Below are 12,594 nucleotides of genomic sequence, written 5' to 3' on the forward strand. Positions count from 1 at the left end.
ATGCGCACAAAAATACAAATTTACTACTCTCCTTTCAACACTTTGGCCGGATTGATATTGGCAGCTTTTCGTATTTGCCATATCAGAGTGGCCAGCGAAATGAAGGAAGTCACTATGGCAGCAACAGCAAACAGCCACCAGGATATAGGAGCTTTGTTGGCAAATCCTTCCAGATATTTTGAGATGATATACCAGGACAGAGGTGCTGAGATGACAAATGCCACTCCCAGAATAATCGAGTATTTCTTTAACAGGAGCGGATAGATCTCCTTCAGGGTGGCTCCGTTCACTTTACGTAGTGCAATTTCGCGATATCGCTGACGGATGTCGAACATAGATAATCCGAATAATCCCAGGCAAGATATAAGAATGGCAATGACACTGAACAAGGAGTATATCTCGGCAGTTCGCTTATCTTCTTGATACATGGTCGCTATCTCGTCTTCTAAAAAGCTGTATTCAAACTCACCTTCGCCCAGTATTTCATCGTGCAGTTTTTTCAGGAAGGCAATGGCTTCTTGCTTTTTTCCGGGAATGATTTGTGCCATCAGTCGATCTCTATAACTGCCCCGCGGATCTTCGTAAACAATGAAGAGCGGAGGAGTGGTTTTTGATAAGTGACCGATCTTGAAGTCTTTGATCACTCCGATAATCTGATATGGAGGGTTCTTCTCCATTTCTTCGGATTTTGAAGAAGACCACCACAATCTTCTTTCGGGTTGAATCAGGGCCGTTTCTATATTATCTATTTCTAAGAGTGATTTGGCCGATTCATTAATGATCATTTTATAATCACTCCATTGATCAACAGAGTCATTCCACAGGCGCCCCTCTTTTAGCTGAAAGTCGAATAGTTCAATATATTTGTTGCTTAGACTGCTATAAATAACTTGCTTGAACTCATCCCGCTGCACATTCCGCACATTATTATAATTACCGTCCAATTGATTCGGGTTCTCTCCATACTCCCAACGGATAAAGAGCGGAGAATGGTCCATCTCTTCTTTGATGTAAGCCAGATTACTTTTTTCTCTTTGTTTCCGTCTCTCCCACTCTTCGTTCGACATATTTAGATCATATGAAGAACGTTCGGCATATAACTGACACTGAATGATGTCCTTGGTAGTATAGTTCAAATCGGCAGCCAACATGAAACGCACTTGCTTTGTGAAAAAGAGAGAAACAATAATAAGCACAAAGGTGATGAGGTACTGAACGAATAAAAATAGCACACGGGATACGATGGAATGTCCTCCTGCATTCACCGAACGGATAGATACGGAAGGCGAAACGTAATTGTATCTGATGAATGGATAAATAGAAGTCAATAATGGCAACAGAATCAGTACTCCGACAGAAAGTATGGCACTAAATTCCGTATTGGAGATTTGCGGTATCCGGAGCACATGTTCCATCATACCACCGGTTATTTCGATGATACACCAGGATATACATAGAGCCATGCCTGTCAGGATAAAGTTTTCAGTGAAAATCTGTGCGAATACATCCTTTGTACCGGCACCATATACCTTTTTAACTCCAAACTCTCTGGCACGCTTGAGCATCATTACCGTATAGATATTGATGAAATTGAACAAACCGATTATCAACAAAGCAATGGTGACAACAGCAAGTACTAAGATATTATTATAGTTGCCTCTCTGGAAATTACTCTTGCCGTTATCATAGATACGAATGGTCTTGTCGAAATAGAAATCTTTTAATGGAAAAAATTGCAGGCGAGTCGGTGTGTCCATATAGCACCTTAACTTCATAAACTTGTCGTTCTTGACGTTCAGCTTCTTAAAGTCCGTTCCGGGCATCAGTTGTATCAGGCTATAGCTTGAACGCGACCATGAATGTTGCAATTGTTCGGATACAATCAGGTCGAAATCTAAAAAGCTTTTCGTAGGCGGCTCCCCTATTACTCCCGTAATCGTGATGATGTCTCCTGTGCTGTAAGTCATTGTTTTCCCAATCGGATTATCTCCTTTGAACAGTCTTTCAGCCAATCGCCGGGTGATGATGGCATCATTCGGAGATTTCAGAGAGGAGATACCGGATACAGACGGATATGGCAGTATTTGCAGAAACGCACTGTCTGTCACCACGGTTTTCACATTATATATCTGTTTCCCGACTGTAATCCTGTCTTCCGAAAAATTAATCCACCGGGTACTTTTCAGAACAGACGGATCTTTCAACGGATCGATAAAGTTGGGGTCGTTATTTCTATCTTCATTGCTGCTTATTGTCCGCGTTCCATCTTCGTACTCGCAATATAGCAGATAGGTGTTTTCAAGGTCTTTGCAGAAATGGTTTACAGTAACCTCTTGATGGATATACCGTAGGATGATAAGTACACAAGCCAGACTCAAGGCGAGGCCCAGTATATTGATAAATGTATATGTTCTGAAACGTGCCAGGGCTTTCCAGGCCAGCTTTATAGTTTTCATGTTTGTAATGGTTTTGAGTTTGATTTCACCACAGAGCACCACAGAGTTTTAATCTCTTGTTTATAGGATGTTAAAAGAAAACCATCTCTATGCTACTCTGTGGTGAGTTTGATCCATTTTTTATATTACTTCAGTATTAATTCTTCCGCCTCCCCAAAGGTATCATATCCTGTCGTAACGACATAATCTCCGGGCTCTAATCCTCCGGTGATTTCATATTGCTGAGGATTTTGGCGTCCGATGGTGATGGGCGTACGTACTGCCTTTGTTTTTGATGCATTGGTTTTGTAGATCCATTGTCCTCCGGTAGCCTGATAGAAATTACCGCGTGGGATGACAATGGCCTGTTCTGGTTGTCCCAGTTCGATCTGTACACGGAAACTCTTGCCCACACGTACATTATCGGGCATTTCACCGGTGAAAACCAGATCGACATCGAACATGCGGTCTTTCACTTCGGGTACGACTTTAGTAATGCGAAGCGGATACCTCTTGCCCTGATAGTTGACGGTAGCAGGTAGTCCGGTGGTGATGCGGTCAATATAATACTCGCTTAATGAAGTGTGAATCTTGTACTGATCGAGTACCTTGATTTCAGCAATGCTTTCACCTGAACTTACCTGCTGTCCCGGTGTCACTTTGACGAAACTGAGTTGTCCGCCGAGGGGTGCCTTCACTACCAGATTGCCCAGACGCTCTGTGGTTCGCTCATATTTCTTGCGTTCGCGTTCCATATCTGTACGTATCAGATCTTTACGGATGATGGTCACAGCCGAGTCGTGGCGCAGACTTTCACGTTGCAGTTCGGCATTTTTTACCTTATAGTTATATTCGTCTTCCGATACTTCAAGTTGTGCCTTGCTCTTGATGCCCATACGAAATTCTTCTTTATCCAGCGCAAAGCTCTTTTTGAGCCGCGCCAGTTCATAATTGGTTTCCAACGTTTGTTGTTTTAGGTTCAGGCTTTTCTGTTCCATTTCGATCTCTTTTTCCTGGTAAGTGATGCGCTGCTTCTCCCAATCGTCCCGTTGGTCCTCGATGCTGCGCAACAAATCCGGATTAGAAAGGGTAAGGATCGTATCTCCCTTTTGGAGCAGGCTTCCTTCCTCAGCGATGATACGCTCTACGCTGCCGGCTTCGCGGGTATTCACTTTGATAGTGAGAATTGGCTGGATCAGTCCTTCCACATCTACATATTCCATAAACTTACCGTCTTTGACCTCGGCTATCTGTATGTTTTCCGATTCGATGCGGAGCTTGCGCGGACCGACCGACAAAGTAATGACGTAAACAAGGAAAGCGGCGAATGCAATGCCTCCGGCTATGTAGAATTTATAGCGGATGTACCAGGGTTTCTTTTCAATTTTAATATCCATATTATTTTTATTTTTTTCGATTAACGATTTTTGTTTCGGATCAGTCTATCAACAGATCATAATTCTCGGTGAGTGGTGCCTTTCCTTCAAAGTCGAAGAGAGTGAGGCTGCGTAAGGTGTAATACAAACTCCAGTAGTTATAAAGGGCTGTTATATAATTACGGCGTGCCTGGTCTTTCTCTGTGATGGAAGCATTCAGGTCGAGAATGGTCGACTTACCGAGCAGATAGAGCTTGCGTGCCACGTCGCTACGCCGTTGGGCAGTTTCGTCGGTACGTGCGGCTATCCGTACCCGCTGCGCCTGAAGGTTGAATTGTTTCACCAGTTTGCGCACATTTAGTTCGAAGTCGGTTTTGTCCTGTTCCACCTGTGTGTATACAAGGTCGCGATTGGAACGTGCCACACGCACCTTGCCTTTGCCGCGTCCCCAGTCAAGAATGGGAAGCGCAATGCCCAAACTGACGTATTGCTGGTCTAAAGGTCGTTTGTATGCACTCCCCAGTTTATCGGCTGTCTGTGTCAATCCGAAACGCAGATAAATATCCGCTTTCAGTCCGGCATTGGCTCGGGCATACGACACATTGCTTTCACTTTCCAGTTTCCGGCGCATCATGTTCTGTATCTCCGGGCTGTTCTCGTTGGCCAGCAACAACGCTTCGTGCAATTCTACACTGAAGTCCGGCACATGGTCATTGACTTTCACTTTTAGTTCTTCATCACTTTGAATGCCCAGATACGAGCGTAGCTCCTGCATGCAGTTGTCCATCTCAATACGGGCATTCATTCGGTTGGTTTCTTCGGTTAGTTTGTTCAGCTCCAGTTGCAACATTTCGTTTTCGGTAATGGTACCGATGTTATAGCGCCCCTGGGCATATTGATAGAGTGTGTCTGCGTTGGCATAATTGATGGTGGCGGTTTCGTAATTGCTTTGTGCGGTGGCAAGGTTAAAGAACTTCTGTGTAGCCCGTGCAGCTACCAATTCGAGTGTTTCTACATACGATTTTTTTGCTTCCCGGTAACGTACCGGTTCAATGCGGCGGTCCCATTTCAAACTGTTGTATCCGAAGAGCGACTGGCGGTAACCTATATTAATAGGTGAAGTCTGCCAAGCCGTTGTATGATCACTGAAGAGATCCATGCGTTGCGCTGCCGTCTCTATGAAAAGTGAACCTCCGGTCCAGGGAATATTCTGAGTCAGGCTTAGGGTGAGGTCTGTGCTGAGCATATTCTGTTCTACGAACTTTACGGTTCCGTCTCCCAGTGTCACTTTGTTGATGGCCCGGTTTAAATTGGGGTCCGAAGTCAGGCTCAAAGCAGGCAAATAGTTTGCTTTATAATATTTGTAATTCCAGTAAGCCGAACGGAAGCTATGGCGTGCCGTTTGTGCGTCCGGCGACTGAAGCTTGGCAAGCTTCACAGTTTCGTCCAAAGAGAGCTCCATCGTGTGTTCCTGTGCGGCGACCAATGAGATGCAACTGCATCCGGCAATAATAAATATCGTTTTCAGATTCATTGTGTATTTACTTTTTATATAAATCATTCAAAAGGTATGCCATGAATGTAAGTTGCTTTTTAATAGCATTTTATATGTGCGCGCTTCTTTGTCTTCATGTGCATATACGCACAAAAATAGTGCGAATTAGCACACACAACGCATGAATATAATCTGTATCTTTGCCCTCAGCCTAAAGGTAAGCAATTGTATCCGGCTTACATTGGCATCATTGCATAGTGAGATAAGATGTACGAGATGTATAACCGGGATATGACGAGCTGTACAACTGGTATATCTCATCTTTTAAAGGAACATAAATTAGCTCGTAATATAATATGGAACAGCTTGGAAAGATATTAATTGTAGATGATAATGAAGATGTATTGTTTGCCCTCAATCTTTTGCTCGAACCTTATACCGAAAAGATTAAAGTGGCTACTACCCCCGATCGCATTGAATATTTTATGACTACTTTCGGCCCGGACATCATCCTGCTCGATATGAATTTTAGCCGTGACGCCATCAGTGGGCAGGAAGGATTTGAGAGCCTGCAACAGATTCTGAAGATTGACCCGCAGGCAATCGTGATTTTTATGACGGCATATGCCGATACGGACAAAGCTGTACGGGCCATCAAGGCAGGTGCAACAGATTTTATTCCCAAGCCATGGGAGAAAGAGAAACTTCTGGCAACCTTGTCTTCGGGCATGAAACTCCGACAGTCACGTCACGAAGTGAATATGCTGAAGGAACAGGTGGAAGTATTGAGCGGACAGGGAGGATCAGAGAACGAGATCATCGGTGAGTCGGCAGCCATGCAAGAAGTGTTTGCTACCATTAATAAATTGAGTGAAACGGATGCGAATATCCTGATCTTGGGCGAGAATGGTACCGGAAAGGATGTGATTGCCCGTTTGCTCTATCGTTGTTCTCCTCGTTACGGAAAGCCCTTTGTGACAATTGATCTGGGTAGTATCCCCGAACAATTGTTTGAAAGTGAATTGTTTGGTTATGAGAAGGGTGCTTTCACCGATGCCCGGAAAGCGAAAGCCGGGCGGATGGAAGTGGCTACGGGCGGAACTTTGTTTCTGGATGAAATAGGTAATCTTTCACTTCCAATGCAATCGAAGTTACTGACTGCGATTGAGAAGAGGCAAATCAGTCGGTTGGGTTCCACTCAGTCGGTGCCTATCGATGTACGTCTGGTATGTGCAACCAATGCGGATATCCGGGCAATGGTGGATGAAGGAAACTTCCGTCAGGACTTACTTTACCGCATCAATACGATAGAAATCCATATTCCTCCCCTGCGTGAACGTGGTAATGACGTCATCTTGCTGGCCGAGTTCTTTCTGGAACGTTATGCCCGCAAGTATAAAAAGGATATGCATGGGCTGACGCGTGAGGCGAAGAATAAATTGTTGAAATATAACTGGCCCGGCAATGTGCGCGAGTTGCAACACACCATAGAGCGTGCTGTGATTCTGGGCGACGGCTCTCTGCTGAAGCCGGAGAATTTCCTTTTCCACTCTTCTGTACGGCAGAAAAAAGAAGAGGAAGTACTCAATCTGGAACAGTTGGAACGGCAAGCCGTAGATAAAGCCATGCGCCTGAGCGAAGGCAATATCACCCGGGCGGCCGAATATCTGGGAATCACCCGTTTTGCTCTTTATCGTAAACTCGAAAAACTCGGCTTATGAAACGCTATTCTATCAGTGTAGTGCTACACATCCTTTTGTTGGTAATACTCTCCATCGGAGGATATCTGCTCTTCCATTACGAATTGTGGTTTAGCACTTTGATTGTGACACTTTTGCTGATTGCCACAGGAGTGCACCTCTATTCCATTCAGATGAGATTGGCAGGCATGATGCGGCGACTGACGGATAGCATCCGCTTCAATGATATGACGCAAAGTTTTCAGCCGCCGTTTAAAAGCAGGATGATGGTTGAACTGGCGGATGAACTCTCGCAAACGCTGAAATTGTTCCGAGGCAGACTGCTTGAGGAAGAAGTAAAGCATCAATATTATGAGAATCTGTTAAGTAAGGTAGATACGGCTGTGATGGTGACCGATCGTTCAGGCCGGGTAGAATGGATGAATCATGCGGCTGTGGCTTTAGTCGGGCAAGAAACCCAATTGCCTCAGGAATGGCTTACCACTTCTTGGAACGAGACGCAAGTAGTACGCATCCGGCAGCAAGGAACTTCTGTCGAAATGGCTGTGTCCTGCACCCTGTTTGCTGCACAAAACAAGGAAAGGTTACTGGTCAGTCTGAAAAATATCCATTCGGTATTGGAACGTAACGAGATGGAGGCCTGGCAAAAATTGATACGGGTATTGACTCATGAGATTATGAACTCTATTACTCCTATTATTTCTCTGTCCGAAACATTGAGTGAACGTGGAATACCCGAACGGCTTAGCGAGAAAGAATACGGTGTCATGTTGCAGGCTATGCAGACCATTCATCGGAGAAGCAAGGGACTGCTCGGGTTTGTGGAAAACTATCGTCGGCTGACCCGTATCCCTACTCCTGTCTGTGCGTTGGTGATGGTAGACGAACTTTTTTCTGATCTGAGGAAACTATTTCCGGATGCGTTTATCCATTTTGCGGCTACACATAGAGGTGCTACTCTCTACATCGATCGTGCACAGATAGAACAGGTATTGATTAATCTGATTAAAAACGCGAAAGAAGCCTGTGGACAAAGTACTGCTCCGCAGATTGAAGTGGAATTGGAACAAATACCCGGAAAAGTCTGCAGTTTGACGGTCCGTGATAACGGTGAGGGCATTCTTCCGGAAGTGATGGATAAAATATTCGTTCCGTTTTTTACGACGAAACCTTCGGGGTCCGGTATCGGACTCAGTTTGTGTAAACAGATTATGAATCTGCATGGGGGCACTATCACTGTTTCCTCAGAGATAAGTAAAGGCAGCTGTTTTACACTGATGTTTCCGGGAAGATAGGGGCTGTTAACCCCTATCCAATCCGCTCATGTCCGGATTGAGTTCTTTTACTGCATCGCGCACTTCTTTTTTGGTGGCTTCGCTGTAAGTTCCGGTTTGCTGTACGGGTACTTTGTCTTTAAGTACCTTTTCAGCCTTCTTCTGTTCTTCCGATGAAGTTTTCTCTTTTTCAGTATTCATAAGTCCGATCTCCTTTATTTAGTTAATAATAATGTAAACACCCCCACAGATGGATGGTTCATTACATTTTAGTTATTTTCTGTTTCTAATTCTTTGATTTCTTTGTTCAGGAATACCGATAATATGGTTCTTACGACAACGATACCGCCTAAAATAATCAGTTCGTTCATTGTAGGCTCCAATACAGTTTTCAGGATGTCCGAAGCAATCAGAAATTCTAACCCCAATAATAAATAGGTTCCGAATACGGCTCTCAGCTTCCGTATATTAGTTGGGGTATAGGTGCCGGTTATCCTCTTCAGTTCATTGAGGATAAAAGAGAGGATAGCAATCAGCGCCCCATAAGTGACAATCAGCAAGCTGATGACACTGATAATAGTAGCCAGTAGACTTAAAAATTGTGTAAGCATAAAAGTTGTTATTTTTGTGATGGATAAAGCGGGTTACCTGTCTCGTCTACTTCCGTCCAATCCTTTACGCTGACGGAAGGAATAGAAACGGAACTGCCATTGATCACCGCACTGAATAAGTAAGAATCTCCGGCTTTCAACTCTCCGCTTGGGACAGGGAACTGAACGCTATAAGTTTTCGAATTGTTGTTTCCATCTGTTTCCACTTCAAGCGTAAGTGTCATCGGATCATTGGTCTGCAGTGGAAGCATGATATATTGCGCCAGAAATCCATTAATGCCCATTTTATCGGGTTTGTCATATGATGTTGCGGGAGGAATAACTCCGGTGGAGAGTGTCATGCTCGCTCCTGGAACCGGCGGAGTGATAGTAGCCTGCTTAATTGAATACCATCTCCGGCAGAGACTTCAACGACAACTTGTGTACAGGCATGCTGGAATACAATGGGAATATTGATCTGTGCACTGCTTACATCCTGGTCGGTACTACCCCACCAAAGATAATCGATGCCATTGAATAAAGGTTCTGACTCTTGTCCGGTAAAAGAAGGTGGTATGGTTGAGAAGTTGTCGGATACGGCGTAAAAATTATAGATGCCGTTCGCAAGATACATTTTATACCCGTCTTTTCCGGATAATACCCCCGGAGAGGAAGTGATGTACAATCCTTCGGCAAACAGAGTTTCCTGACTGGTGGTACTCTGTGCCTTTTGATAGGCGTACAAAGTGCTCTTGATTCCTTTTTTCATAGGAGACATGGCACGGGTCAGGTTTCGGCTTTCGACAGAAGCATTGAAAGTGACGAGTGTCGTCTCCTTTTGTGGAGTTTCGGGAAGATTATCTTCTCCGTTGCCATAAATAATGGTGGTATTTTTGGCACAACTGCCCATAAACAAAGCCATACCGGCAAAAGCAATGAAATACATAGGTTTAGGAATTCTAAGTCTCATGATATTTGTTTTTATAGTGATGTTTCTGTATTATACGTTTGAAACGGGATTTAGTTCACAGCTTTCGGAAATATTGCCGGAAAGTACCGTTTAAAATCTATCTAATAGTATCAAACTTCATTAACAGAGAGAACTTTTTCTATGTTTTATTGTCATTATAGCATAACAATAAAACGTAGAACATATGGCTAAAGTAATTAATAGGGATGTACCTATCGCAGAAGAAAATACCACCCTGACCGGTCAGCCGGCATCGAACATGTATGATGACTGGAGTGAAGAGATGGTGGATCGTGCAGACAATGTGTATGATGATACCAAAAAGAAACCTGCCCAAAGCAAAAAGATAAGAGAAAAGAAGATCAAGGAAATAGATGAAGTGATCAAAGAGGATCTTGAATAACTTGTCTCTGTCGTGTGTTTAGCATAAAAGTCCTGATTCTGGCGGAATCGGGACTTTTTAGGTTAATAGCTTCTATTTTTCTTATATATCCAAATGCGTGACTGATAGGATGTTAAAAAATAAATATGAAAAAATGCTTCTTTCACTATTGCATATTTAAAAATAGTCCCTATCTTTGCACCGCTTTTGAAAGGAACTTCCCTATAAGAACGGGGTGTAGCGCAGTCCGGTTAGCGCACCTGCTTTGGGAGCAGGGGGTCGTGGGTTCGAATCCCGCTACCCCGACGAAGTCAAAGGGAGTTCTTCATTAAAAGTTTTCGGGGTGTAGCGCAGTCCGGTTAGCGCACCTGCTTTGGGAGCAGGGGGTCGTGGGTTCGAATCCCGCTACCCCGACAATAAAAAAACACTGGTAATTAAGTTTGCAACTTAACTATCAGTGTTTTTTATTTATCAGATGGATATTAAAAGGATTTAAGTTCTTCTTCAAATTTGGTGGTAAGTTTTCTTTTACTCATGGAATCTAATTCCGTTTTCGGAAGCGTAAGCCCTCGTTTATAGTTGACAAAAAAGCAAGTATCCCGGTTTTCTCCCGAAGAGTCCATCCATGAGGTGAAGAAGCGAATTTTAGAATAAACCATCTGAAAATCAATATCTTTAAAAAGTAAGATTTCTATCCTCAAAAGCTTTGTTTTAACACAGAGTTAAAGCTTGTTCTTTGGATGTGAATAACAAGTTCTTTAAATGCAAAAGACTTATTATTTGCGCACAAGAACCTGACAACCTCCAAAAGGCGTTAACAATGTTAATTGAAGAAAGGTATAAGAGTGAAGATACCGGTCCGGACGGCGCAAATTCACTTCCGAAACTTGAGTTATCTTATTCAGCCGGTGTCTGGTCTTTCTTATTAAAGCAAGCAAAAAGGACAATTATCAACTTGAAAATAAAGAAATAAAGAATTTACCGCCAAATTTGAAGAAGAACCACAGGATTTATGATTCTTCAAGAATGAAAATACTGCAAAAAACGCAAATTTTAAAATGTTATCCATATAATTGTACTTATGCCGACCTGTGAAACAGAAAGATGAGAAGCTCCCATTGAAAATTAGCATATCGTACATGCAGCAATTTACACTGATAAACTTAAATGCTTTCTTTCTCTTCTAAAATGGGATACAAGAAGGGAATAATTTGTAGAATAGCCAACCATCTTATATATACCTTTAATTGTTATCTCTCAAATGAATCGGGCTATTGAAAGTAGAAAAAGATTTGAAGTTAAGCGTTCTCAATTGACCGATTTGCGGGATAGTGATACTTTATGCGATGATTCTGATATGGTGATATTCATTCATCGCCTGGAATATTATGAGATATTTCAAGATTATAAAGGAAACGATCTTTGCGGTATGCCTGAGATAATTATTGCCAAACTCCGTAATGGTGCTCTTGTTGATGGTTTCTTGCGGTTTAAAGGTGAATTGGTTATGTAATTGTTGATGCACATCGTATAATACCAAGAATACCACCTGTGACAGAACGCTTGCACGGCTTTATAGATGGAACTTGTGTTAGTTTTTTCACATTTTCAGATAAAAATCCCGGGTGAGTTCTATATACTTTTCACTATATTGATGACGGGAGGTTTCAGTCAGTAATTCTTCTGTTTCGCATGTCTGTTTGGTGAATCTAAATGAAATTAGCGTTCGTTTGGGCGTTCCGCCGGGCTTGGTTATGATAAAGAGTTGACGTGAAGGATATAGCTCATATTTATGAGCAAGTGTTTTAATTTGCTCACCGACATCCATTGGTATCACTATAGTGAATGTTCCCTCTTGCGAAAGTAGTCCGGATACACCTGCTAATAATTCTTCATATGTCAGGCTGTCGTTGTGACGGGCTTTATTACGTTGTTCGTCAGAACACTTTAATGAAGCGTTAAAGTAAGGAGGATTGGAAACTATTGTATCAAATTTAGAAATACCATTTTTACTGCTATAATGTTTAAAATCTTGTTGGATTACCTCTATTCTATTTTTCCAGGGCGAGCGGTTTATGTTTTCTGTTGCTTGGGCAGCAGCGGCTTCATCAATCTCAAGAGCTGTAATGGAAGCTGTACTGCGCTGGGCTAACATAAGTGCCACCAGTCCTGTGCCGGTACCAATGTCGAGAATGCGGACTGAGGATTTTACGGGAGTCCATGCCCCGAGCAGGACGCCGTCTGTACCTACCTTCATGGCACATTTATCGTGCCAAACGGTAAACTGTTTAAACTGAAAATAAGGTTGGCTCATTTAGCTAATAAATAATTAAGTTCGCCAAAAATAGGTAAATATTGTGATATGACATTCC

General features: G+C 42.9%; 10 protein-coding genes, 2 tRNA genes and 2 pseudogenes. 7 read left to right on the forward strand and 7 right to left on the reverse strand.

From position 1 onward, the window contains the following. Positions 1–23: 23 nt before the first annotated feature. The 3 genes from QK890_RS01210 to QK890_RS01220 form a co-directional block, all read right to left on the reverse strand. Positions 24–2,456, reverse strand: coding sequence for an ABC transporter permease (locus QK890_RS01210; RefSeq protein WP_223129474.1), 2,433 nt, complete (start codon positions 2,454–2,456; stop codon positions 24–26). A gap of 125 nt (positions 2,457–2,581) precedes the next feature. Further along, positions 2,582–3,832, reverse strand: a complete 1,251-nt coding sequence (locus QK890_RS01215) for an efflux RND transporter periplasmic adaptor subunit (RefSeq protein WP_005806207.1) — start codon at positions 3,830–3,832, stop codon at positions 2,582–2,584. Between the two features lie 40 nt (positions 3,833–3,872). Then, positions 3,873–5,345, reverse strand: a complete 1,473-nt coding sequence (locus tag QK890_RS01220) for a TolC family protein (RefSeq protein WP_005777816.1) — start codon at positions 5,343–5,345, stop codon at positions 3,873–3,875. 317 nt (positions 5,346–5,662) lie between these two features. Here QK890_RS01220 and QK890_RS01225 point away from each other — a divergent pair, with 317 nt between their 5' ends. Together QK890_RS01225 and QK890_RS01230 are read left to right on the forward strand one after the other, a co-directional pair. Further along, on the forward strand, positions 5,663–7,027 hold the full coding sequence (locus QK890_RS01225; protein WP_005820276.1) for a sigma-54 dependent transcriptional regulator: 1,365 nt from the start codon (positions 5,663–5,665) through the stop codon (positions 7,025–7,027). Next, positions 7,024–8,301 (forward strand): PAS domain-containing sensor histidine kinase, encoded by a 1,278-nt coding sequence (locus QK890_RS01230; RefSeq protein WP_005777812.1) that lies wholly within the window; start codon positions 7,024–7,026, stop codon positions 8,299–8,301. Before QK890_RS01225 ends, QK890_RS01230 begins: the two co-directional genes overlap by 4 nt. 6 nt (positions 8,302–8,307) lie before the next feature. Here the strand turns inward: QK890_RS01230 and QK890_RS01235 are convergent, their stop codons facing one another. From QK890_RS01235 to QK890_RS01245, 3 genes and pseudogenes are all read right to left on the reverse strand, one after another. Beyond that, complete coding sequence (locus tag QK890_RS01235; protein WP_005777810.1) at positions 8,308–8,481, reverse strand: hypothetical protein; 174 nt, start codon at positions 8,479–8,481, stop codon at positions 8,308–8,310. Positions 8,482–8,549: 68 nt separating this feature from the next. Next, on the reverse strand, positions 8,550–8,891 hold the full coding sequence (locus QK890_RS01240; protein ID WP_005777808.1) for a DUF1622 domain-containing protein: 342 nt from the start codon (positions 8,889–8,891) through the stop codon (positions 8,550–8,552). Positions 8,892–8,899: 8 nt separating this feature from the next. Continuing rightward, positions 8,900–9,840: pseudogene (locus QK890_RS01245) on the reverse strand (fimbrillin family protein). A gap of 184 nt (positions 9,841–10,024) precedes the next feature. On the opposite strand from QK890_RS01245, the gene QK890_RS01250 reads away from it, so the two are divergent. The 5 genes and pseudogenes from QK890_RS01250 to QK890_RS01270 all read left to right on the forward strand — a co-directional run. Then, the gene (locus QK890_RS01250) at positions 10,025–10,243 is read left to right on the forward strand and encodes a hypothetical protein (RefSeq protein WP_005777804.1); all 219 of its coding nucleotides are present in this window, start codon (positions 10,025–10,027) and stop codon (positions 10,241–10,243) included. Positions 10,244–10,453: 210 nt separating this feature from the next. Then, a tRNA-Pro gene (locus QK890_RS01255) sits at positions 10,454–10,528 on the forward strand. Positions 10,529–10,561: 33 nt separating this feature from the next. Then, positions 10,562–10,636 (forward strand) — tRNA-Pro (locus tag QK890_RS01260). Between the two features lie 328 nt (positions 10,637–10,964). Then, the gene (locus QK890_RS01265) at positions 10,965–11,195 is read left to right on the forward strand and encodes a hypothetical protein (RefSeq protein WP_032530019.1); all 231 of its coding nucleotides are present in this window, start codon (positions 10,965–10,967) and stop codon (positions 11,193–11,195) included. A gap of 258 nt (positions 11,196–11,453) precedes the next feature. After that, positions 11,454–11,720, forward strand: a pseudogene (locus QK890_RS01270) (DnaB-like helicase C-terminal domain-containing protein); the annotation flags it as partial. 102 nt (positions 11,721–11,822) lie between these two features. Here QK890_RS01270 and QK890_RS01275 read toward each other — a convergent pair. After that, positions 11,823–12,536 (reverse strand): tRNA1(Val) (adenine(37)-N6)-methyltransferase, encoded by a 714-nt coding sequence (locus tag QK890_RS01275; RefSeq protein ID WP_032539287.1) that lies wholly within the window; start codon positions 12,534–12,536, stop codon positions 11,823–11,825. Positions 12,537–12,594: the final 58 nt, after the last annotated feature.

Origin of the sequence: Bacteroides sp. NGMCC 1.200775, from assembly GCF_040798045.1 — a bacterium.
GTDB lineage: Bacteria > Bacteroidota > Bacteroidia > Bacteroidales > Bacteroidaceae > Bacteroides > Bacteroides hominis.